Here is a 22,352-nt window from a genome sequence, read left to right as displayed (position 1 = left end):
ATGACGGACACGCTTTTTTATGCTGAAATTAATCTCTTAATTTTAATACAAGCTCTTCATTTGGCGTTACGTAAACCGTTTGCTGATTGTCGTAAGTAACAAAACCAGGTTTAGCACCATTCGGTTTCTTTACATGGCGAATCTTTGTAAAGTCAACCGGTACGGAGCTGGAATTTTTCGCCTTGCTGAAGTAAGCTGCAAGGTGAGCAGCTTCAAGAATGGTTTCTTCTGTTGGCTCAGCGTCACGAATAACGACGTGGGACCCAGGTGTATCTTTTGTATGAAACCAAAGATGGTCTCTGGCTGCCAGCTTATTCGTTAAGTATTCGTTTTGTTTGTTGTTTTTGCCGACCAAGATAACGGTACCGTCACTTGCTTTATATTGCTCAAGCGTTGGAGTTGAATTCTTTTGCTTTTTATTTTTCTTTTGCTGGCGATTGCGTAGATAGCCTTCTTCTACAAGCTCCTCGCGAATTTCAGCAATATCTTTGTGAGAAGCTGTCTCCATTTGCTGCAGTAAAGATTCAAAGTAGACAATTTCTTGTTGGGCTTTTTCAATTTGTTCATGAACAATTGCTACTGAATTCTTTGCTTTTTGATATTTAGTAAAGTAGCTCTGCGCATTTTGAGCAGGCGTTTTTTGAGGATCAAGCTCAATTGTTAGCGTCCCACCCTTTTCATCATAGTAGTTTATGACATCAACGGTTGTATCTCCTTTTTTAACGAGATGTAAATGCGACGTTAAAAGCTCTCCTGCAAGTTGGTATTCACCGGCTTTTTCAGCCTGCTGTAGCGTTCTTTGCAACTTATTAATTTTCTTTTCATTTTTCTTTTTTTCAGTTGTCATGAATTGAAGTAAATCATGTGCTTGTTGCTTAACGCGATCGCGCTCTGCTTTTCCATAATAGAAGCGGTCTAAAAGTTCACTAATGGTTGGGAACGTCTTTTCTTCACCTTGTAAGTGGCTAAGAGACAGAAGGTGAAAGTAATCTTTTCCTTGCACCGAAGTGAGGGTTGGCTGCATGTTGCCGTTTTGAATGGCACTCATTGTATTGATAAACGCTTTGGGTAACGTAGTTTGATTGGCCAGACCAGCGCGATAGACAATTTCATTGGCAAGCAACGGTGAGAGCCCAGCGAAAGCTTGAACGAGCTGATTGCCAATCTTTCCACTGTTGAAGTCTAAACTTCTTAAAACCATTTCTTCATCCGCTTCAAAAGGATCTAGCTTTTCTTGATTTGGTGGCAGTACATAAGTTGCACCAGGCAGTAGCGTACGGTGACGATTTAACGCCATTGGAATGTGCTTGATGCTATCGATAATGACATTTGTTTCTTTATCCACAAGCATGATGTTGCTGTGGCGACCCATAATTTCAATAATAAGCTGCTTAGATGTTACATCTCCAATTTCGTTGCGACCTTTTGTTTCAATAACGAGAATACGATCGAGCCCTAGCTGGTAGATTCGTTCAATAATATTTCCTTCTAGATGTTTACGAAGAAGCATGCAAAACATTGGCGGTTCAGCCGGGTTTTCATATGTTTCATTTGTAAAGTGAACGCGTGCGTAATTGGGGTGAGTTGAAATAAATAGCTTCCGATTTTCCCCCTTCGCTCGAACTTGTAAAATTAGTTCATTTGGAAATGGTTGATAGACTTTTGCGATTCGACCGGATGTTAATGCGTTATCTAATTCTTGTAAGATTCCGTATGTAAAGATTCCGTCAAATGACATGTTGTTCACATCCTTTAATGTTTCAAAAATAGTCCTTCGTAAAAGTATAGCATTTTTTAGGACGAGTCTGAATAAGCATACGATATAACATTGTAACAATCTATGTGACTCATTTACAAACAAAAGGGTGTGAAGGAATGCGATGAAATGGTATGAGCTGAGTGAGCGAGCAACATTAGAAGTGACAAAAACAGATAAAGAAAATGGATTAACTGCAAAAGAAGTCGCATTGAGGCAAAAGCAAGAAGGTTTCAATGAGCTTGCTGAAGGTGAAAAGCAGTCTGCGCTGCTCGTATTCTTGGAACAGTTTAAAGATTTTATGGTTTTGGTTTTATTAGCAGCTACGCTAATATCGGGCTTATTAGGAGAGTATATTGATGCTATTGCCATTATTGCGATTGTCGTGATTAATGGGTTTCTTGGATTCTTTCAAGAACGTCGTGCTGAAAAGTCACTTAATGCACTGAAGGAATTATCGGCGCCGCAGGTACTTGCTTTACGAGACGGTAAGTGGTCAAAGACTCTTTCTAGAGAACTGGTAGTGGGAGACATTGTCAAGTTTGGAAGTGGTGATCGGATTGGTGCTGATATTCGTCTTATTGATGCTAAAAGTTTAGAAATTGAAGAATCAGCGCTGACAGGTGAATCTGTCCCTGTTCCAAAGTATACGCGCGTATTAGAAGGAAATGAAATTCCACTTGGAGATCAAGAGAACATGGCATTTATGGGGACGCTTGTGACGCGTGGAAGCGGTGTTGGAGTTGTAGTAGGGACAGGTATGAAGACTGCCATGGGACAAATCGCCGACTTATTACAAAATGCAGAAGCAGTCATTACCCCACTGCAACGAAAACTTGAGCAGCTTGGGAAAATTCTCATTATTGTTGCGCTTTTATTAACTGTTCTTGTAGTGGGAATTGGTGTCTTGCAAGGGCATGATTTATATACGATGTTCTTAGCAGGCGTATCACTAGCCGTTGCTGCAATTCCAGAAGGATTGCCAGCAATTGTAACCGTTGCTTTATCATTGGGCGTTCAGCGAATGATTAAACAAAAATCCATTGTTCGGAAGCTTCCAGCTGTTGAAACACTGGGCTGTGCATCTGTTATTTGCTCAGATAAAACGGGAACGCTTACTCAAAACAAGATGACCGTTACTCACTTGTGGTCAGGTGGGAAAACGTGGAATTTATCTGGAACAGGCTATGACCCAAGCGGTACGTTTTCTGCTGAGGGGAAAGAAGTTAATGTTAGTCGAGAAAAACCGCTGCAGCAGCTGTTGCTGTTCGGCCTATTATGTAATCAAACAACGGTTACGAAAAAAGACAAAGATTATGTAGTCGATGGTGATCCTACAGAAGCCGCTTTAGTTGTAGCCGCAATGAAAGCGAACTTTACCCGTCAAAATGTAAAAGGAGACTTTAAAGTTATTGAAGAGTTTCCCTTTGATTCTACTAGGAAGATGATGAGTGTGGTGATAGAAGGCAAGGATAACAAGCGCTATGTGGTGACAAAGGGTGCACCAGATGTTCTACTAACAAATAGCAAGTCAATTGTATGGGAAAATCGTCATCAACAGCTGTCTCCTAGCGGTCGTGAAGAAGTGCAAAACGCCATCCATTCTCTAGCGAGCCAGGCACTTCGAACGATTGCGGTTGCTTATCGCCCGCTTGAATCGTACGAAACCATTACTACTGAACAAGCAGCTGAAAAAGAGCTTGTGTTTTTAGGACTTCAAGGGATGATTGACCCTCCACGACCTGAAGTAAAGCAGGCTGTAAAAGAATGCCGAGATGCTGGCATTAAAACGGTTATGATTACAGGAGATCATGTGATAACCGCTGAAGCGATTGCCAAGCAGCTTGGGATTTTACCAAAGGGAGGACGAGTACTAGAAGGCCATACATTAAATACAATGTCACAGTCGGAGCTTGAAGACGTAGTAGATGATGTATATGTTTATGCACGCGTATCGCCTGAGCATAAATTAAAGATTGTTAAAGCGTTACAAGCAAAAGACCACGTTGTGGCTATGACAGGTGACGGTGTAAACGACGCACCTGCAATTAAAGCAGCCGACATTGGCATAGCAATGGGAATTACAGGAACGGACGTTGCTAAAGAAGCCTCAGCGCTGGTGCTACTAGATGATAACTTTGCAACGATTAAATCAGCGATTAAAGAAGGGCGAAACATTTATGAAAATATTCGAAAATTCATCCGATACCTACTTGCTTCTAACGTAGGAGAAATACTTGTAATGTTGTTTGCCATGATTCTAGCTCTGCCGCTTCCATTAGTACCCATTCAAATATTATGGGTCAACTTAGTGACGGATGGCCTTCCGGCGATGGCATTGGGGTTAGATCAACCTGAAGACGATGTAATGAAGCGTAGACCAAGGCATCCAAAAGAAGGGGTGTTTGCACGCGGACTTGGTTGGAAGGTAGTGAGTAGAGGGTTTTTAATTGGAATAGCGACCCTTGCTGCGTTTATTATTGTCTATGATAACAACCCTGATAACTTACAGTACGCTCAAACGATAGCATTTGCTACGCTTGTCATGGCCCAGCTAATTCATGTGTTTGACTGTCGAAGTGAGAAGTCCATTTTCGACCGGAATCCTTTTGAAAATCTTTACTTAGTTGGTGCGGTTATTTCATCAATTTTGCTAATGCTAGTTGTTATTTATTATCCACCTTTACAACCAATCTTCCATACGATGGCTATTGCGCCAAGGGAATGGTTAATTATTTTAGGTTTAGCAAGTGTTCCAACATTTTTATTAGCGGGATCACTTTTAACAAGAAAAAAATCGTAATTAATGATATAGTAATAAGCACTGGTGGAAGCATACGGTTTGCTTTCACCAGCTTTTAATGAGTGAGGTACATTGCTTTTACTCTTTTTTTGAGTAACACTTTCTTTTATTTCTTTTTTTTTGTAAGATGTACATAGTGGATGTGATGATAATGATAAGAAGTATGACAGGTTTTGGCCGAGGACGAGCAGATAATGAGGTTCAAGCGGTAACGGTAGAAATGAAATCGGTAAATCATCGCTTTTGTGAAATTACTGTGCGAATGCCAAGGCAATTAATGGAAATTGAAGATAAAATAAAAAAAATCATTCAAACATACATAAAACGTGGTAGAGTAGAAGTATTTGTTACGATTTCAGGTGAAGGATTAGCTAAAAAGACGTTACAAACGGATTGGGAGTTGCTAGGTGAGTATATGAAAGCTTTCCAAGAAATTAGCGAGCGTCACCAGCTTTCCAAGTCTGTTGAAATTCAAGATATTCTGCATATGCCTGACGTAATGACGACTTCTGAAGAAGAAGTAGACCAAACATCAATTCACCAGCTGGTTTTTACAGCGGTTGAACAAGCAGTAGGTCAGCTGCTAACGATGCGTGAAAAAGAGGGGCAAGAATTATATCAAGATTTAGTTCAGCACCTCACCAACATCCAGCAGCTTCGCGACGAAGTAGAATCGCTTGCACCGACTGTTAGTGAGCAATATGAGGATCGCTTGAGAAAAAGATTAACCGACTATCTTGAAGGTACAATCGATGAACAGCGAGTGCTAGCAGAAGTGGCTATTTTCGCTGAAAAAGCAGACGTTAATGAAGAATTAACCCGTATTCACAGTCATCTTACTCAGTTCTTTCAAACAATTGATACAACCGATGTTATCGGGAGAAAGCTTGATTTTCTTGTGCAAGAGTTAAATCGAGAAATGAACACAATTGGAGCGAAAGCGAATAATGGTAAGATTGCTCAATGTGTCATCGATATGAAAACGCAGCTAGAGCGTTTGAAAGAACAAGTTCAAAATATTGAATAGTTACTAGTAGCCTTCAGAATAGACGGACACAATATGGATACAGTAGGGGGCTTTGTATGAGCGGTAAATTAATTAATGTTGGATTTGGAAATTTTATTTCTTCTAATCGCATCATTTCTGTCGTTCAGCCGGAATCAGCACCAATTAAACGAATTGTGCAAGAAGCGAAGGATCGCGGAAATTTAATTGATGCCACGCAGGGAAGAAAAACCCGAGCTGTGATTGTAATGGACAGTAATCATATTATTTTAGCTCCTGTTCAACCGGAAACTGTAGCACAAAGGCTTGTGAATAAAGAAGAATTAGTAGAAGGGTAGGGCGTATAAACCAATGATTGAAAGAGGTTTATTAATCGTTCTTTCCGGACCGTCAGGTGTTGGAAAAGGAACGGTAAGAAAAGCATTATTTGAACAAGAAGATATTAAACTTCAGTACTCTATTTCAGCAACAACGCGTCGTCCACGTGAAGGCGAAGTTGATGGTGTGGATTATTTCTTTAAAGAGCGCGAAGAATTTGAGCACATGATTGAAAATAAAAAGCTTCTAGAGTGGGCAGAGTACGTAGGGAACTACTACGGTACACCAATTGACTACGTTGAAGAAACGTTAGCTTCAGGGAAAGATGTCTTTTTAGAAATTGAGGTTCAAGGTGCTCTTCAAGTGAAAGAAGCATTTCCAGAAGGATTGTTTATTTTCTTAGCACCACCAAGCTTATCAGAGTTGAAGAGTCGTATTGTAAACCGCGGTACAGAAACAGAAGATTTAATTAACAACCGTATGCGTGTAGCAAAAGAAGAAATTGAGCTTATGGATGCATACGATTATGTAGTAGAAAATGACAAGGTAGAAAATGCATGTGCACGTATTCAAGCAATTGTCACGGCAGAGCATTGCCGCCGCGACCGTGTATCTGCACGCTATAAAAGAATGTTGGAGGTAGAATAAATGCTTTATCCGTCAATTGATTCATTAATGCAACGTTTAGATTCTAAATATACGCTAGTAACAGTAGCTGCAAAGCGCGCACGTCAACTTCAAATGCATAATGATACAACAATCCAAAGACCTGTATCTCATAAATTAGTAGGTTGTGCATTAGAAGAAATCAACTCAGAACAACTTACGTATACGCACGTACCTTCAAAAGATGAGAATGAAGAAAGATAATTGTTAAAATAACAACCTATTCGCAGTAGGTTGTTATTTTTTTCTGTTAGAAAGAGGGTTTGTCAAAATCAACTTCTATTCTTGAACATGTTATAATATGGACATTGTAAAGGTTGTTCAGTAGATAAAAAGATGGGAGTATGGGTAACGATGTTGAAAGGAAAACGAATTTTATTATGTGTTAGTGGTGGAATTGCTGTTTATAAGGCATCGGCTTTAACCAGTAAGTTAGTACAAGCAGGAGCCGAAGTGAAAGTCATTATGACAGATTCTGCTCGTGAGTTTGTTACGCCGTTAACATTTCAAGCACTTTCAAGAAATCCTGTATACACAGATACATTTGATGAAAAAGATCCGGCTGTTATTGCACATATTGACTTAGCAGATTGGCCAGATTTAATTCTTGTCGCACCTGCTACTGCTAATATGATAGGGAAATTAGCAAATGGAATTGCTGATGATATGATTTTAACTACTCTTCTTGCTGCCACAGCTCCAGTTTGGATTGCTCCAGCAATGAATGTTCATATGTACGATCATCCAGCTGTAAAAAAGAACATGCAAACATTAGCTTCATTTGGCTATCAGTTTGTGGAGCCTGGAGAGGGTTATTTAGCATGTGGTTATGTTGGGAAAGGAAGGTTAGAAGAACCTGAAACAATTGTTAGTCTTCTACAGTCTTATTTTTATGACCAAAAGCCACCTCAAGCGCTAAAAGGTACGAATGTTTTAGTTACAGCAGGGCCAACGGTTGAACGAGTGGATCCTGTACGTTTCTTTACTAATCGTTCGACTGGGAAAATGGGCTATGCTATCGCAGAAGAAGCAGCGAAGCAAGGAGCCAACGTAACGCTTATATCTGGGCCAACACAGCTGACGCCACCCGTTAACGTCAAAACAGTTCAAATCGAGAGTGCACAGCAGATGTTTGAAGCGGTGATGAAGCATTATACGGGTATGGATGTTGTCATTAAATCCGCGGCAGTTGCTGACTATCGTCCAAAGCATGTTCATCAGCAAAAGATGAAGAAGCAGCCGGGAGAGGCAGTACTAGAGTTGGAGCGCACTACTGACATTTTAAAAACGCTCGGAGATTATAAAGATTACAATCAGGTGCTCGTTGGATTTGCAGCAGAAACAGAACAGGTAGACTTATATGCTCAAAAGAAGCTCGAAAGCAAAAATCTAGATATGATTGTCGCTAACAACGTAACAAGTGAAGGTGCAGGTTTTGGAACAGATACGAATATCGTAAAATTTTATAAGCGAAACGGTGAGCAAAGGCAGCTTCCTCTTATGTCTAAATCATCTGTCGCTAAAGTTTTATTAGAAGAAGTGAAGCAGCTGCTAGAGAGTGTTCGACAATGAATTTTGCTAGCGTAATTGTTGACGTAGCAGCGAAGCAGACAGACCGATCATTCGATTACTCGATTCCTAAACAGTGGAGAGAGATTCTTGTCCCAGGAATGCGGGTAATCGTTCCGTTTGGCCCGCGCAAGGTGCAGGGGTTTGTTGTAGACGTTAAATTAGAAACAGATGTAAAGCGAACGAAGCCAATCGCTGAGCTGCTTGATTTAACACCAGTGTTAACGCCTGAATTATTAGAGCTAGGTCATTGGCTCACTGAAAAAACGCTTTGCTTTAAAATATCTGCTTTTCAAGTAATGCTCCCTGCTGCGATGAAAGCAAAATATGACAAAAAGATATTGCTTCAACCAGGAGTAGAAAGTTCACAGCTTCACTCAAAGGTTCAGCCGTACTTTCAACATACTTCCGAAGTGATGTGGAGCGACATTGAGAAATCAGAGTCTGTAAATAGCTTTTATCGCGATATTCAAAAAGGACTCTTAGAAGTTGTATATTTAGTCAAAAGTAAAGGGAATAAAAAGACCGTGAAAGCTCTTCGTTTAGCTCAGCCGCCTGAACATGTCAAACAGCTGCTCCAAGAGTTGCCTAAACAAGCTGAAAAGCAAAAGCAAGTGCTTGAATTTATGCTTGTGCAAGAAGAAGTAGTAGCACAAAGAGACATTATGACTGTGCTTAACGTAACGAGTGCACCTATTAAAGGATTAGTTTCAAAAGGATTGCTTCACGAGGTTGATATGGAGATTTATCGAGACCCGTATGCCAATCGTGATTTTATTCCTTCAAAACCTTTTCCGTTAACAGATGAGCAATCGGCTGCTATCAAGCCAATCCTGCGCGATATTGAGAACCATGAACACGATGTTTTTCTCATGTATGGTGTAACTGGAAGCGGTAAAACGGAAGTGTATTTACAGTCAATTGATCAAGTGTTGAAACAGGGGAAAGAAGCAATTATGCTTGTTCCAGAAATATCACTAACGCCTCAAATGGTCAAAAGATTTAAAGAGCGATTCGGTTCGAAGGTAGCCGTGATGCATAGCGGTTTGTCGGCCGGTGAGAAATACGATGAGTGGCGTAAAATTCAGCGCAAAGAGGTATCCGTAGTCGTAGGGGCAAGGTCGGCTATCTTTGCTCCGTTTCAACATGTGGGCATCATCATCATTGATGAAGAGCATGAAACGAGCTATAAGCAAGAGGAGAATCCCAGGTATCACGCGCGCGATGTGGCAATTAAACGCGCAGAATTTCACAACTGTCCAGTAATTTTAGGAAGTGCAACCCCGACACTAGAGTCATTTGCACGTGCTCAAAAAGGGGTTTATAAACTTCTGCCACTACGCGAACGAATGAATAAATCAGCTCTTCCAAAAGTAGATATTGTAGATATGCGTGAAGAGCTCCGCGATGGAAACCGGTCAATGTTCTCTACGCTTCTTCTTGAAAAAATACGTGAGCGCCTTGAAAGACGAGAACAAATTGTATTGTTCTTAAATAAGAGAGGGCACTCATCTTTTGTTATGTGCCGTGACTGTGGATATGTTCCTTCGTGTCCGCACTGTGAAATTTCATTGACATATCACCGCTACCAAAACCGAATGAAATGTCATTACTGTGGCTATGAAGAGCCAACTCAAACGGCTTGTCCAGAGTGCGAAAGCGACCATATTCGCTTTTTTGGATCAGGGACGCAAAAGGTGGAAGAAGAGCTTGGAAAGGTGTTGCCTGAAGCGTCTGTCATTCGAATGGATGTTGACACAACAAGCCGAAAAGGGGCGCATGAAAAGCTCCTAACAAAGTTTGGAAATGGAGAAGCGCAGATTTTATTAGGTACGCAAATGATTGCTAAAGGTTTAGACTTTCCAAACGTAACGCTTGTTGGGGTGTTATCAGCAGATACGATGTTGAACCTTCCTGACTTTCGAGCTGCTGAAAAAACGTTTCAGCTCCTTACACAAGTAAGCGGAAGAGCGGGACGTCACCACTTGCCTGGTGAAGTCGTTATTCAAACCTATGCTCCTGAGCATTACAGCATTCAGTTAGCAAGTCAGCACGACTATGATACTTTTTATCTTGAGGAAATGAAGCTTAGACAAGCTCATCGTTATCCACCGTTCTTTTATTTGGCGTTGGTAACTGTCTCACATGAAAACGTGGCAAAAGTGGTGTCTGTGACTGGGAAAATATCGCAGTATTTAAGACAAAAGCTCTCTCCGCAAGCCGTTATTTTAGGACCTGTTGCCTCTCCAATTGCTAAGATAAAAGATAGATATCGATATCAATGCATGATAAAATACAAGCTGGAACCGAATATGATACCAGCTTTAAAATATGTAGTGAACCAGTACCAAGATCAAATTCAGCAGGAGCAATTAACGATTACGATTGATTTACACCCTTATTCAATGATGTAAATCGACAACTAAAACGTTAAATGACTGCAGTTTTGGATATAAATAGAAAGAGTTGAAGGAGGGAGTAATTTGGCTAAATTAAAGCTAGTTTACCATCCCGATGAAGTATTAGAGACAAAATGTGAACCTGTCACAGTGTTTGATAATAAATTAGCTAAGTTAATCAATGGCATGTATGATTTAATGCTTGAAGCAGATGGAGTAGGACTTGCTGCTCCACAGGTTGGTGTATTACAGCAAGTAGCAGTGGTTGATATAGGAGATCGACACGGAAAAATTGAATTGGTTAACCCAGTCATTCTTGAAAAGCATGGTCAACAAACTGGTCCTGAAGGCTGCTTAAGTTTTCCGGGCCTTTTTGGTGACGTAACTCGCGCTGATTATGTGAAAGTACGAGCACATAATCGTCGTGGAAAAGTATTTGTAATGGAAGCAAAGGGTTTTTTAGCTCGTGCCATTCAGCATGAAATTGACCATTTACACGGGGTACTTTTTACTGAGAAAGTATCGCGTTATTATGAAGATGGAGAACTAGAAGGGTAGGAATTTAAAATGAAAGTTGTGTTTATGGGAACACCGGATTTTTCCGTACCGGTATTGCAGACTTTAATTAAAGATGGATATGAAGTAGTGGCCGTTGTAACACAGCCTGATCGTCCAAAAGGAAGAAAAAGAGTTATGACTCCACCACCAGTGAAAGTAGAGGCACAAAAGCATGGCATTCCAGTGCTGCAACCAGAAAAAATTCGTTTAGAAGAAGCGTACAGTGAAGTATTGGCATATAACCCTGACTTAATTGTAACGGCAGCGTTTGGACAAATTTTACCAACACCAATTTTAGAAGCGCCGAAATATGGCTGTATTAATGTCCATGCATCGTTGCTGCCTGAGCTTAGAGGAGGAGCACCGATTCATTATTCTATTTTACAAGGGAAGCCCAAAACTGGCGTAACGATTATGTATATGGTCGAAAAGCTAGATGCCGGTGATATTTTGACGAAAGTCGAAGTGCCTATTGAAGAAAAAGACCATGTTGGAACACTGCACGATAAACTAAGCGAAGCGGGAGCTAAATTATTATCTGAAACTATTCCAGCCCTCGTATCAGGTAATCTAACGCCAATAAAGCAGAACGAAGATGAAGCCACATTTGCGTTTAACATAAAGCGCGAACAAGAAAAAATTGATTGGACGCGAAGCGGTGAGGAAATTTATAACCACATCCGCGGTCTTCACCCTTGGCCAGTGGCGTATACGACGCTAGATGGTCAAGTGATGAAAGTTTGGTGGGGAGAAAAAGTTGCTGCAGAAGGAGATCCGGGGAAGGTAGTATCCCTTGAAAAAGATGGATTTATCGTGGCGACAGGAAACCGTACAGGAATTAAAATTACAGAGCTTCAACCATCTGGGAAAAAGAGAATGGAAGCCGCGCAGTTCTTACGCGGGAATGGCATTGAAGTAGGAGCTGTGTTAGGAGCTCATAATGAGTAAATATAACGTTCGTGATATCGCGCTTGATATTTTACTTTCGATTGAAAAAAATCAGGCTTTCAGTAACTTGTTGTTAAATAAAAGTATTCAAAAGTACGGTGTTCAAGGGAAAGATGCCGGTCTCTTAACAGAGATTGTATATGGTACAATTCAAAGAAGAGATACGCTAGACTATAGTTTGGCTCCATTTTTAGCGAAAGCCAAAAAGCTTCAGCCTTGGGTCAAAGTATTGCTTCGTTTGTCTCTTTATCAGATGCTGCACTTAGATCGTGTACCTGATCGCGCAGTTATTCATGAAGCAGTAGAAATTGCTAAGAAGCGTGGCCATAAAGGAATTGCTTCGATGGTGAATGGTGTTTTACGTAATGTGCAACGAAACGGAGTTCCAAGCGTAGAAGAGATTAAAGATCCTATCGAGCGCTTATCGGTAGAAACGAGTCATCCTTTATGGTTGGTAAAACGATGGGTGGAACAATATGGATTGGACAAAACGCGTGAAATTTGTTTAGCTAATCTAATGTCCCCTAAGCAAACGCTTCGCGTAAACACAGCGAGGTTCACTGTTTCTGAAGTAGTTGCTCAGCTTAAAGAAGAAGGTATTTCTGTAGAAAGCGGTGAGCTTGTTGAGGAAGCTTTAGAAGTTCAAAAAGGAAATGCTGCATATACAGATGCATTTAGAAAAGGGATGTTTACTGTACAGGACGAAAGTTCAATGCTTGTCGCTCATGCTCTTGGTGTCGAACAAGGAGAAATGATATTAGATAGCTGTGCAGCACCAGGTGGGAAATCAACTCATATCGGTGAAAAGCTTAACAATACGGGACAAGTCATTTCTTTAGATATTCATGATCATAAAGTCAAGTTAATTTCTGAGCAAGCAGAGCGCTTGCAGCTTACGAATGTTTCACCAACGGTGCAAGATAGTCGTAAGGTGGCAGAGCGCTTTGAAGCGGAAACGTTTGATCGCATTTTAGTCGATGCTCCGTGCTCAGGATTCGGGGTTATGCGAAGAAAGCCGGATTTAAAGTATGTTAAGACCGAGCGTGACGTTCAGCAATTGGCAAAAATCCAGCTTGATATTTTATCAGCTGTTGCGCCACTTTTAAAAAAGGGTGGGACGCTTGTATACAGTACATGTACGATTGATCGTGATGAAAATGGAGATGTAGTGGATGCATTTCTCGATAATCATGCAGAATTTATGGTAGACTCTACCTTGGCAGAACGCATGCCAGAAAAGCTTAAACAAAACGTTAAACATGGACAAATTCAACTGCTTCCAAGCGAGGAAAGCGATGGGTTTTATATTGCGTGTTTACAAAAGAAGGTGTAAAAATGGAAGGAACTGTTAGTAAAAGAACGAAAGATACAAAAGTGGAAAATAAAAAACCGTCAATTTACTCATTACAACTACATGAGTTAGAAGCATGGTTAGTATCTCAGGGAGAGAAAAAATTCCGTGGGAAACAGATTTTTGACTGGCTATATGTAAAGCGTGTAACTGAATTTGACGATATGTCAAATTTGTCAAAAGGACTGCGTGATAAGTTAAATGAAGCGTTTGTTTTAACTACGTTAAAAACAGCTGTTCAACAAACCTCTGCAGATGGAACAATGAAATTTTTATTTGAGCTTCACGATGGTTATACAATTGAAACAGTGCTTATGCGCCACGAGTACGGAAACTCAATCTGTGTAACAACACAAGTTGGCTGTCGCATTGGCTGTACGTTCTGTGCATCTACGCTTGGTGGATTAAAGCGTAACTTAGAAGCTGGTGAAATTGTTGCTCAAGTAGTGAAAGTACAAAAAGCGCTTGATGAACAAGGAGAACGCGTAAGTCATGTCGTAATTATGGGTATTGGTGAACCGTTTGATAACTACGATCAAATGATGGGCTTCTTAAAAATTATTAATCACGATAACGGTCTTAATATTGGTGCGCGTCATATTACGGTATCAACAAGTGGAATCATCCCTAAAATCTATAAATTTGCTGATGAGCAAATGCAAATTAATTTTGCCATTTCACTACATGCACCAAACAACGATATTCGTTCGAAATTGATGCCTATTAACCGTGCGTACAAGCTACCTGATTTAATGGAAGCAATTAAATACTATACAGACAAAACAGGTCGTCGTATCAGTTTTGAATATGGTTTGTTTGGTGGAGTAAATGACCAGGTGGAACATGCTGAAGAGTTAGCAGCGCTTATTAAAAACATTAAATGTCACGTGAATTTAATTCCTGTGAACTATGTTCCAGAGCGTGATTACGTTCGTACACCGCGTGAACAAATTTTTGAATTTGAAAGTACGTTGAAAAAACATGGTGTTAACGTAACAATTCGCCGTGAGCAAGGTCATGATATTGATGCAGCTTGTGGTCAATTGCGTGCGAAGGAGCGTAAAGAAGAGACGAGGTGATTGTATGGAAACTGTCTTTATGACAGACCGAGGGAGAATACGTCAACACAATGAAGATAACGGAGGGGTATTTTTGAATGCTCATGGCCAGGTGCTTGCAATTGTAGCAGATGGTATGGGAGGTCATCGCGCTGGAGATGTAGCCAGCGCGATGGCAGTTCAAAAATTGCAAGACGTCTGGACGAGTAGCCCAGTTATAAATGAACCGAATGATGCTACTATTTGGATACGTGAACAAGTGATGAATGTAAATGAAGCTATTCATCAACATGCAAGTGAACATGAAGAATGTAAAGGAATGGGCACAACCATCGTATTAGCTATTTGCACATCCGAATTTTGTACAATTGGTAATATTGGAGATAGCCGGGGCTATTTATTCAGTGAAGATGGTTTTAGGCAAATTACAGAAGACCATTCCCTTGTCAATGAGCTGGTGAAAAACGGTCAAATTTCACGAGAAGATGCGGAACATCATCCTCGCAAAAATATTTTATTACGTGCATTAGGTACTGAAGAAAAAGTAGATCTTGATGTAAAAACAGTTGAAGTTGAATCAACAGATTTATTATTATTGTGTTCAGATGGACTTTCCAATAAAATAAGCGAAGAGAAGCTCCAAGACATTTTACAACCTGGAACGTCCCTAAACGAAACAGGTACACACTTAATTACATTAGCTAATGAATTAGGTGGAGAAGATAATATTACACTAGCAATTGTGGACTTTACATCTGAAAGTGGGTGAGAACGTTGCTAATCGGGAGACGGCTAAACGACCGTTATAAAATTCTACATGTCATTGGTGGAGGTGGCATGGCCAACGTTTATTTAGCACGTGATATGATTTTAGATCGCGACGTGGCAATTAAAGTTCTGCGGCTAGATTTTGCTAATGACGATGCTTTTATTAAGCGTTTCCACCGTGAGGCACAATCTGCAACAAGCATTGCTCATCCAAATATTGTGAGTATTTATGATGTTGGAGAAGAAGAGGACATCTACTATATTGTAATGGAATATGTCCCTGGAATGACCTTAAAGCAATATATTTTACAAGAGTCACCGTTATCTTTAGAGAAAGCGATACATATTATGACTCAAATTACATCCGCAATTGCTCATGCTCATCAATATGGAATTATTCACCGAGATATTAAACCACAAAATATTCTAATTGACCATGATGATACGGCAAAAGTAACGGACTTTGGAATTGCCGTGGCTTTAAGCTCAACAACTATTACACATACAAACTCTGTATTAGGGTCTGTTCATTATCTATCTCCAGAACAAGCAAGAGGAGGTCTAGCGAATAAAAAGTCCGATATTTATTCATTAGGCGTTGTTTTATTTGAATTGTTAACTGGGCGAGTACCATTCTCGGGAGAGTCTGCTGTTTCCATTGCACTAAAGCACTTACAAACGGAAACACCCTCACCAAGAAAATGGAATCCTTCTATCCCACAAAGCGTAGAAAACGTTGTATTGAAAGCAACAACAAAAGACCCTTTTTATCGCTATAATACGGTAGAAGAATTTGAAGAAGATTTACGCTCTGCTATTCATCCCACTCGACACAATGAACAAAAGTTTATTGTACCAGATGATGATGAAGTAACAAAAGCAATTCCAATTATAAAAGATGAGCCGTATGGTCATGAATTGGAAAAGACGGCTGTTCGTAAACCTTCTAATACACATCAAAATGAAGTAGAATCTAAGAAAAAGCCTAGAAAGAAAAGTAAAGTTATTTTAACGCTTGCGCTCATTTTTTTATTGTTAGCGGCAGCGAGCGTCGCTGCTGTGACTTTTATTCCTTCTTTACTATTGCCTAAGGATATTACGGTGCCTGATTTACATAATGAAGACTATGAGTCAGCCGTGACTGAGCTTGTATCATTAGGGTTTAATGTGAAAGATCCAAAGGATATAGCTGATGACGAAGTACAAGAAGGAGATGTCGTTAAAACATCACCTAAAGCGGGAAATGTGGTAAAAGAAGGTACAGCTGTTATTATCTATCGAAGTACTGGGAAAGCAAAAGTAGCGTTTGATCGCTTTAATGGCCGAGATGTAAGTGAAGTTCAAAAGCTGCTTGAAAGTCAGAATTATCGTGAAGTGCGAACAATTGAAATCGACAGTGAGGAGCCCAAAGGAACAATATTAGATCAAAGTCCAAAAGAAGGTGAAGAGGTTGTTCCAGAAAGCACGGCCGTTACGTTATGGATAAGCAAAGGACCTCCGGAAATTAAAGTGAAGGATTTCTCAGGATGGACGGAAAAAAGCGTTCGAGATTATGTAGCAGAAGAAGAATTTGAAATTGCAGTAGAAAACGAATATTCTGATACTGTTGAAAAAGGTTTGGTTATTTCTCAAACCCCGAAAGCTGGTTCGGTTATTAAAAAAGGTGATAAGCTAACGTTTAAAGTTTCCTTAGGGAAGGAAGAAGTACCTCCTCAAACTGTCAATGTACAAGTAACAATTCCCTATGAGGAAAAGAATAGTGAAGGAAAAAATCCTGAGCAAAAAGTAGAGATTTACGTAGAAGATGCAGATAATACAATGTCTGTGCCTATTAAAGAACTAACAATTACAGAAACGGTTACTGAATCATTCGATGTGTTAGTGAAAGAAGGCGAGCCAGCCAAGTACAAAGTAGTTCGAGATGGTCAAGTAATTGAAGAAAAAGCTGTAGAATATCCAGAAGAATGATAGGAGTGAGGTTATGCCAGAAGGAAGAATTATTAAATCCTTAAGTGGATTTTATTATGTTCTTCATGATGGACAAGTAACCCAGTGTCGCGGAAGAGGAGTGTTTCGAAAGAAGAAAGTCACTCCATTAGTAGGCGATGAAGTAGTATTTCAAGCTGATAATGAGCTTGAAGGGTATATACTTGAAATTAAAGAACGTAAAAATGAGTTAGTGCGACCGCCAATCTCAAACGTTGATCAAGCGTTGTTAGTATTTTCAGCTATCGAGCCTGATTTTAGTACGGTGCTTTTGGATCGCTTTTTAGCTTTGGTAGAGTCAAATGATATTCAGCCGGTTATTTGTATTTCAAAAGTTGATTTGTTGTCAGAGAAACAAAAACAATTAATTGAGCAATATGCCGAAGATTATCGTAAAATAGGATATGAGGTAATTTTAACATCAACCGTAATGGAAAGTGGTATTGCAGAAATTAAGCCGCTGTTTGAAAATCAAATAACGGTCATTGCAGGACAATCAGGAGTTGGTAAATCTTCGTTACTAAACGTTTTGAAGCCTGAGTTAGAGCTGAAGACAAATGATATTTCAACATCTCTAGGGCGAGGAAAGCATACAACCAGACATGTAGAGCTTATTTCATTTGGTGAAGGACTCGTAGCAGATACACCGGGCTTTAGCTCCTTGGAGTTTCTAACTCTAGAGGTAGAAGAACTTTCTCACTGCTTTCCAGAAATGTCTCGCTTAAGTGAAGACTGTAAGTTCAGAGGATGTCTGCATGTGAAAGAACCAAAATGTGCAGTTAAGCAGGCAGTGGAGAACCAAGCAATTCCTGCTTACCGTTATGAGCATTATTTGCAGTTTGTTGAAGAAATCAAGCAAAGAAAGCCGAGGTATTAAACATGACAAAAATTGCACCTTCCATCTTATCAGCTAATTTTTCTAAATTAGGAGAAGAAATTCGTGAAGTAGAAGCTGGTGGAGCTGATTATATTCATGTGGATGTAATGGATGGCCATTTTGTTCCTAACATTACAATTGGTCCTTTAATTGTAGAAGCAATTCGTCCAATTACATCTCTTCCGCTAGATGTTCACTTAATGATTGGTAACCCTGATGCGTATATTCCGATGTTTGCAAAAGCAGGTGCTGATATTTTAACTGTGCATGCAGAAGCTTGTACGCATTTACATCGTACAATTCAATTGATTAAAGAACATGGTATGAAAGTTGGAATTGCGTTAAATCCAGCTACTCCAATTGATGTTGTAAAGCACGTGTTAGAAGACATCGACCTAATTTTATTAATGACGGTTAATCCAGGTTTTGGAGGCCAAAAGTTTATTAATAGCGTACTACCGAAAATTGAACAAATCTCGCAGCTTATTGAAATTCGTCAGCTATCTATTGAAGTGGAAGTAGATGGTGGAGTAAACGAAGAAACAGCAAAAAAATGCGTAGAAGCTGGAGCAAACGTTTTAGTAGCTGGCTCAGCTATTTATGATCAAGAAGACCGCGCAGCGGCAATTGATCGAATTCGTTCAACTATATAAAGAGTCTACAAAAGTTGTCAAAGGAGGAGTGAAATCTGCTTTTCCTTGGCAACTTTTTTAAATAATTCATAAATAGAAAGGGTGGCTTATCATTATTATTCATATTTTGGCAGGAGGTCCGGATAATTATGTGCCGGAACTTCACAAGTGGAAGGCATGTGATAAGTGGATAGGTGTAGATCGCGGTGTGTTCACTCTTCTTGAGCAGGGGATTATTCCTGATGAAGCGTTTGGAGACTTTGACTCCATCAATGAAGAGCAGCTGAAGGCTATTCAGGATCGGCTGCAAGATTTACATGTTTATCCTTCTGAAAAAGATGCAACGGATTTAGAGCTTGCGGTTGAGTGGGCTGTGTCTAAAAAACCTGCGTACATTCGGGTTTTTGGAGCTACGGGCGGTAGAATTGATCATACGTTTGGAGCCATTCAGCTTCTGTATAAAAGCCTGCAAGAAAACGTGAAGGTAGAGCTAATTGACAAGCAAAATAGCATTCAATTGTTCTCTCCTGGAACGCATGAAATTGAAGTAAGAACTCAAGCGAAATACGTCTCGTTTGTTCCTTATGCTGGCGGTGTTGAAAACCTTACGCTAACAGGCTTTAAGTATCCCCTAACAAACCACTATGTAGAACTTGGCTCTACTTTATGTATAAGTAACGAACTTCTTGCACAAAGAGGTACTTTTTCATTTACTACAGGCATATTAATGATGATAAGAAGCAATGATGCAGATTGCTTGTAAAAGACTTTAATAATGTTGATGGAAGAATGGATGAAGGTAGTCCATTAAAAGTAGATGAATGGTGGAAATGGTGAGGAGGAGTAGTATGAAATTTTATACGATTAAACTTCCAAAGTTTTTAGGTGGTATTGTAAAGGTCATGCTAAATTCATTTAAAAAAGATTAAAAAGCAAGATAATAAAAGAAGCACCATATACATGGTGCTTTTTCGTTATCGAAAATTAAACGCGCTCAACTTTACCTGATTTAAGGGCTCTAGCTGATACGTATACACGTTTTGGTTTACCGTCCACAAGGATACGTACTTTTTGAACGTTAGCACCCCATTTACGCTTTGTAGCGTTCATAGCGTGAGAACGTGCATTACCTGAACGAGCTTTTCTGCCAGTGATTACACATTTGCGTGCCATAGTTTTCCCTCCTAACACAAAAAAACTACTCAATTCTGCTTTTTGAGAAATACTATATTAATTTATCACAGCATTCTTTATAATGCAATACTTCTCAACAAAAGCTTTCAAGAAATTTTCCTTGACATATAAATTGAATGTATGTTCAATAATAAAGAGAGTTAAATTTGGGTAATTAGGGAATGTTCTTTTAAAAAGAGATTGGTTATAGTAAAATATTTATTAGCCTATGTATAGAAAGGGGAAAAAGTATGTCCATCGAAATGAAAACTAAGTACGGTCAAATTGATATCTCCACAGACGTAATTGCAACGATTGCTGGAGGGGCAGCTATTGACTGCTATGGCATCATCGGCATGGCTTCTAAGAATCAAATTAAAGATGGTCTTACTGACATTCTTCGTAAAGAAAACTTTACACGGGGTATTATCGTAAGGCAAGAAAATGATGAAGTACATATTGATATGTATATCATTGTTAGTTATGGAACGAAAATCTCAGAAATTGCTCATAACGTACAGACTAAAGTGAAATATACGCTAGAACAAACAGTGGGTCTAACGGTTGACTCAGTAAATATTTACGTGCAGGGTGTTCGTGTAACGAACGTGTAATTAAGGAGGAAGATTCGTGTCAATGACAACATTGAACGGAAAGCGTTTTGCGGAAATGGTGCTTCAAGGAGCACAGCATCTGTCAAACAATGCTGACTATGTAGATGCACTAAACGTTTTTCCAGTTCCAGATGGAGATACAGGTACCAACATGAACCTGTCGATCACATCAGGTGCTAAAGAAGTAAAAAGAAATGTATCAAATCATATTGGACAAGTAGGACAAGCTTTATCAAAAGGCCTATTAATGGGGGCGCGTGGTAACTCAGGCGTGATCTTATCACAGCTTTTCAGAGGTTTTGGCAAAGCGATTGAACAAAAAGAATTTATTACGACAGTAGACTTTGCACACGCGCTTGAGATGGGCGTTGAAACAGCCTATAAAGCTGTTATGAAGCCAATTGAAGGTACGATTCTAACCGTTGCAAAAGATACGGCTAAAAAAGCAGTTGAAGTAGCTGAAAAGCAACCAGAAATGATTCCATTTATGGAAGAAGTGCTAAAAGCATCAAAAGCCTCTCTTGATCGCACCCCAGAATTACTGCCTGTTTTAAAAGAAGTAGGCGTTGTAGACAGCGGTGGACAAGGCTTAGTTTTAATTTATGAAGGATTCCTAGCAGAGCTAAAGGGAGAAAAGCTTCCAGGTGTACCTCTGGCAATTCCATCAATGAATGAGCTTGTAAACGCTGAACACCATAAGCACGCTCAAAGCCATATGAACACTGAAGACATCGAGTTTGGGTACTGTACAGAATTTATGGTTCGGTTAGAAGCAGACAAAATGGAAAAGCACGCATTCTCAGAAGAGACATTTCGCCAGGATCTAAGCGAATGGGGCGATTCTTTATTAGTTGTGTCTGATGATGAAGTCGTAAAAGTGCATATTCATGCTGAGCATCCGGGTGAAGTATTAAATTATGGCCAGCGCTACGGTAGCTTAATAAAAATGAAAATTGAAAACATGCGTGAACAGCATAGCGAAATTGTTTCGAAAGAAGCACCTGCTCCTGTAAAGGCTGAGAAAAAGCCATACGGTATTGTGACGGTTTCAATGGGAAGTGGCATTGCAGAGCTGTTTAAAAGTATCGGAGCTACTGTTGTAATTGAAGGTGGCCAAACGATGAATCCAAGTACAGAAGATATTGTCAAAGCAATCGAAGAAACACACGCTGAAAAAGTGATTATCCTTCCTAATAATGGTAATATCGTGATGGCTGCAAATCAAGCTGCGTCTGTAGTAGGAGATCACGTTGCCGTTGTTCCTTCTAAAACAGTTCCACAAGGAATGACAGCGCTTCTATCGTTTAATCCTCAATCAGATCTAAATACGAACGAAGAAGCGATGACAGAAGCCCTTGGTCATGTGAAGACGGGGCAAATTACGTACGCTGTACGTGATACCAATATCGACGGCTTAGAGCTTGCAAAAGGTGACTTTATGGGAATTGCTGAAAAGCAAATTGTTGTAAAGGATACTGAAAAGCTTGAAGCTGCTAAAAAGTTACTGCAACATATGGTTGATGAAGACTCAGAAATCATCACGATTTTGCAAGGTGAAGATGTAGCTGATACAGAAATGGATGAGTTAGTATCATTTGTTGAAAGTCAATTTGACGATGTTGAAGTTGAAGTCCATAAAGGTGGGCAACCATTATACTCATATATCTTTGCGATTGAATAATATAAATGCAGGTTAGTTTTATGACTAACTTGCATTTTTTTTATTGATTTTTAAACTGTCGGAATTTACAGAATACGAACATTTTGTTTTATATTTGTTCTTTTGTTCGTATAAATGGTTCTTTCGGTTGAAAAGCCCACTATATTGTGATAATTTTTAAAGGGGGCGTACATCGTGCGTTACTTTAAA

General features: G+C 39.7%; 21 protein-coding genes. 19 read left to right on the top strand and 2 right to left on the bottom strand.

All coding sequences use genetic code 11. The annotated features are described in order from the left end of the window. Positions 1 to 28: 28 nt before the first annotated feature. Complete coding sequence (locus tag MKZ18_RS15580) at positions 29 to 1,738, bottom strand: Rqc2 family fibronectin-binding protein (protein ID WP_025909046.1); 1,710 nt, start codon at positions 1,736 to 1,738, stop codon at positions 29 to 31. A gap of 142 nt (positions 1,739 to 1,880) precedes the next feature. Between MKZ18_RS15580 and MKZ18_RS15575 the strand changes: the two genes are divergently transcribed. The 17 genes from MKZ18_RS15575 to spoVM all read left to right on the top strand — a co-directional run bounded on the left by MKZ18_RS15575 (position 1,881) and on the right by spoVM (position 19,624). Beyond that, a complete protein-coding gene (locus MKZ18_RS15575) occupies positions 1,881 to 4,559 on the top strand; it encodes a calcium-translocating P-type ATPase, SERCA-type (RefSeq protein ID WP_076512226.1) in 2,679 nt (892 codons plus the stop codon). Positions 4,560 to 4,710: 151 nt separating this feature from the next. Next, entirely contained in the window at positions 4,711 to 5,586 is an 876-nt protein-coding gene (locus MKZ18_RS15570; RefSeq protein WP_025909044.1) for a YicC/YloC family endoribonuclease, read from the top strand. Between the two features lie 56 nt (positions 5,587 to 5,642). Next, positions 5,643 to 5,903: an extracellular matrix/biofilm regulator RemA gene (gene remA, locus MKZ18_RS15565; RefSeq protein WP_144593603.1), complete on the top strand. Its 261-nt coding sequence runs from the start codon at positions 5,643 to 5,645 to the stop codon at positions 5,901 to 5,903. Between the two features lie 13 nt (positions 5,904 to 5,916). Continuing rightward, positions 5,917 to 6,531: a guanylate kinase gene (gene gmk, locus MKZ18_RS15560; protein ID WP_025909042.1), complete on the top strand. Its 615-nt coding sequence runs from the start codon at positions 5,917 to 5,919 to the stop codon at positions 6,529 to 6,531. Beyond that, positions 6,532 to 6,753 (top strand): DNA-directed RNA polymerase subunit omega, encoded by a 222-nt coding sequence (gene rpoZ, locus MKZ18_RS15555; RefSeq protein ID WP_025909041.1) that lies wholly within the window; start codon positions 6,532 to 6,534, stop codon positions 6,751 to 6,753. It abuts the gene before it with no gap. Between the two features lie 150 nt (positions 6,754 to 6,903). Next, complete coding sequence (gene coaBC, locus MKZ18_RS15550) at positions 6,904 to 8,121, top strand: bifunctional phosphopantothenoylcysteine decarboxylase/phosphopantothenate--cysteine ligase CoaBC (RefSeq protein ID WP_144593602.1); 1,218 nt, start codon at positions 6,904 to 6,906, stop codon at positions 8,119 to 8,121. Continuing rightward, positions 8,118 to 10,532, top strand: coding sequence for a primosomal protein N' (gene priA / locus MKZ18_RS15545; protein WP_144593601.1), 2,415 nt, complete (start codon positions 8,118 to 8,120; stop codon positions 10,530 to 10,532). The genes coaBC and priA overlap by 4 nt, the downstream gene beginning before the upstream one ends. A 69-nt stretch (positions 10,533 to 10,601) precedes the next feature. Further along, entirely contained in the window at positions 10,602 to 11,075 is a 474-nt protein-coding gene (def, locus tag MKZ18_RS15540; protein WP_061784601.1) for a peptide deformylase, read from the top strand. A gap of 9 nt (positions 11,076 to 11,084) precedes the next feature. Beyond that, the gene (gene fmt, locus MKZ18_RS15535) at positions 11,085 to 12,023 is read left to right on the top strand and encodes a methionyl-tRNA formyltransferase (protein WP_025909037.1); all 939 of its coding nucleotides are present in this window, start codon (positions 11,085 to 11,087) and stop codon (positions 12,021 to 12,023) included. Further along, complete coding sequence (rsmB, locus tag MKZ18_RS15530) at positions 12,016 to 13,356, top strand: 16S rRNA (cytosine(967)-C(5))-methyltransferase RsmB (RefSeq protein WP_025909036.1); 1,341 nt, start codon at positions 12,016 to 12,018, stop codon at positions 13,354 to 13,356. Before fmt ends, rsmB begins: the two co-directional genes overlap by 8 nt. A 2-nt stretch (positions 13,357 to 13,358) precedes the next feature. After that, positions 13,359 to 14,453 carry a 23S rRNA (adenine(2503)-C(2))-methyltransferase RlmN gene (gene rlmN / locus MKZ18_RS15525; RefSeq protein ID WP_025909035.1) on the top strand — a complete coding sequence of 365 codons (1,095 nt, stop codon included), beginning with the start codon at positions 13,359 to 13,361 and terminating at the stop codon, positions 14,451 to 14,453. Between the two features lie 4 nt (positions 14,454 to 14,457). Beyond that, positions 14,458 to 15,201, top strand: a complete 744-nt coding sequence (locus MKZ18_RS15520; protein ID WP_025909034.1) for a Stp1/IreP family PP2C-type Ser/Thr phosphatase — start codon at positions 14,458 to 14,460, stop codon at positions 15,199 to 15,201. A gap of 5 nt (positions 15,202 to 15,206) precedes the next feature. Then, positions 15,207 to 17,168, top strand: a complete 1,962-nt coding sequence (gene pknB / locus MKZ18_RS15515) for a Stk1 family PASTA domain-containing Ser/Thr kinase (RefSeq protein ID WP_175406222.1) — start codon at positions 15,207 to 15,209, stop codon at positions 17,166 to 17,168. A gap of 13 nt (positions 17,169 to 17,181) precedes the next feature. Further along, the gene (rsgA, locus tag MKZ18_RS15510) at positions 17,182 to 18,063 is read left to right on the top strand and encodes a ribosome small subunit-dependent GTPase A (RefSeq protein ID WP_025909032.1); all 882 of its coding nucleotides are present in this window, start codon (positions 17,182 to 17,184) and stop codon (positions 18,061 to 18,063) included. A gap of 2 nt (positions 18,064 to 18,065) precedes the next feature. Continuing rightward, on the top strand, positions 18,066 to 18,716 hold the full coding sequence (gene rpe, locus MKZ18_RS15505; RefSeq protein ID WP_025909031.1) for a ribulose-phosphate 3-epimerase: 651 nt from the start codon (positions 18,066 to 18,068) through the stop codon (positions 18,714 to 18,716). A gap of 88 nt (positions 18,717 to 18,804) precedes the next feature. Beyond that, the gene (locus MKZ18_RS15500; RefSeq protein ID WP_090752673.1) at positions 18,805 to 19,458 is read left to right on the top strand and encodes a thiamine diphosphokinase; all 654 of its coding nucleotides are present in this window, start codon (positions 18,805 to 18,807) and stop codon (positions 19,456 to 19,458) included. An 85-nt stretch (positions 19,459 to 19,543) separates the two neighbouring features. Further along, positions 19,544 to 19,624 (top strand): stage V sporulation protein SpoVM, encoded by an 81-nt coding sequence (gene spoVM, locus MKZ18_RS15495; protein WP_016765421.1) that lies wholly within the window; start codon positions 19,544 to 19,546, stop codon positions 19,622 to 19,624. A gap of 55 nt (positions 19,625 to 19,679) precedes the next feature. On the opposite strand, the gene rpmB is transcribed toward spoVM, so the two are convergent. Beyond that, a complete protein-coding gene (gene rpmB, locus MKZ18_RS15490) occupies positions 19,680 to 19,868 on the bottom strand; it encodes a 50S ribosomal protein L28 (RefSeq protein WP_025909029.1) in 189 nt (62 codons plus the stop codon). Positions 19,869 to 20,119: 251 nt separating this feature from the next. On the opposite strand from rpmB, the gene MKZ18_RS15485 reads away from it, so the two are divergent. After that, positions 20,120 to 20,482: an Asp23/Gls24 family envelope stress response protein gene (locus MKZ18_RS15485; protein WP_025909028.1), complete on the top strand. Its 363-nt coding sequence runs from the start codon at positions 20,120 to 20,122 to the stop codon at positions 20,480 to 20,482. Positions 20,483 to 20,498: 16 nt separating this feature from the next. Continuing rightward, the gene (locus tag MKZ18_RS15480) at positions 20,499 to 22,163 is read left to right on the top strand and encodes a DAK2 domain-containing protein (RefSeq protein ID WP_061784597.1); all 1,665 of its coding nucleotides are present in this window, start codon (positions 20,499 to 20,501) and stop codon (positions 22,161 to 22,163) included. Positions 22,164 to 22,352 lie beyond the last annotated feature (189 nt).

This window comes from Priestia sp. FSL W8-0001, from assembly GCF_038050335.1.
GTDB lineage: Bacteria > Bacillota > Bacilli > Bacillales > Bacillaceae_H > Priestia > Priestia flexa.
The sequence above is the reverse complement of the archived record's forward strand: the minus strand, read 5'-3'. Positions and strand labels throughout refer to the sequence as shown.

What these genes read in the sequence shown, in the direction of transcription:
- spoVM (WP_016765421.1), top strand. Translation starts at nt 19,544, where the DNA reads ATGAAATTTTATACGATTAAACTTCCAAAGTTTTTAGGTGGTATTGTA.
- MKZ18_RS15570 (WP_025909044.1), top strand. Translation starts at nt 4,711, where the DNA reads ATGATAAGAAGTATGACAGGTTTTGGCCGAGGACGAGCAGATAATGAG.
- rpmB (WP_025909029.1), bottom strand. Translation starts at nt 19,868, where the DNA reads ATGGCACGCAAATGTGTAATCACTGGCAGAAAAGCTCGTTCAGGTAAT.
- rpoZ (WP_025909041.1), top strand. Translation starts at nt 6,532, where the DNA reads ATGCTTTATCCGTCAATTGATTCATTAATGCAACGTTTAGATTCTAAA.
- MKZ18_RS15575 (WP_076512226.1), top strand. Translation starts at nt 1,881, where the DNA reads ATGAAATGGTATGAGCTGAGTGAGCGAGCAACATTAGAAGTGACAAAA.
- MKZ18_RS15580 (WP_025909046.1), bottom strand. Translation starts at nt 1,738, where the DNA reads ATGTCATTTGACGGAATCTTTACATACGGAATCTTACAAGAATTAGAT.
- fmt (WP_025909037.1), top strand. Translation starts at nt 11,085, where the DNA reads ATGAAAGTTGTGTTTATGGGAACACCGGATTTTTCCGTACCGGTATTG.
- rpe (WP_025909031.1), top strand. Translation starts at nt 18,066, where the DNA reads ATGACAAAAATTGCACCTTCCATCTTATCAGCTAATTTTTCTAAATTA.
- rlmN (WP_025909035.1), top strand. Translation starts at nt 13,359, where the DNA reads ATGGAAGGAACTGTTAGTAAAAGAACGAAAGATACAAAAGTGGAAAAT.
- coaBC (WP_144593602.1), top strand. Translation starts at nt 6,904, where the DNA reads ATGTTGAAAGGAAAACGAATTTTATTATGTGTTAGTGGTGGAATTGCT.
- rsgA (WP_025909032.1), top strand. Translation starts at nt 17,182, where the DNA reads ATGCCAGAAGGAAGAATTATTAAATCCTTAAGTGGATTTTATTATGTT.
- MKZ18_RS15520 (WP_025909034.1), top strand. Translation starts at nt 14,458, where the DNA reads ATGGAAACTGTCTTTATGACAGACCGAGGGAGAATACGTCAACACAAT.
- remA (WP_144593603.1), top strand. Translation starts at nt 5,643, where the DNA reads ATGAGCGGTAAATTAATTAATGTTGGATTTGGAAATTTTATTTCTTCT.
- MKZ18_RS15485 (WP_025909028.1), top strand. Translation starts at nt 20,120, where the DNA reads ATGTCCATCGAAATGAAAACTAAGTACGGTCAAATTGATATCTCCACA.
- priA (WP_144593601.1), top strand. Translation starts at nt 8,118, where the DNA reads ATGAATTTTGCTAGCGTAATTGTTGACGTAGCAGCGAAGCAGACAGAC.
- rsmB (WP_025909036.1), top strand. Translation starts at nt 12,016, where the DNA reads ATGAGTAAATATAACGTTCGTGATATCGCGCTTGATATTTTACTTTCG.
- gmk (WP_025909042.1), top strand. Translation starts at nt 5,917, where the DNA reads ATGATTGAAAGAGGTTTATTAATCGTTCTTTCCGGACCGTCAGGTGTT.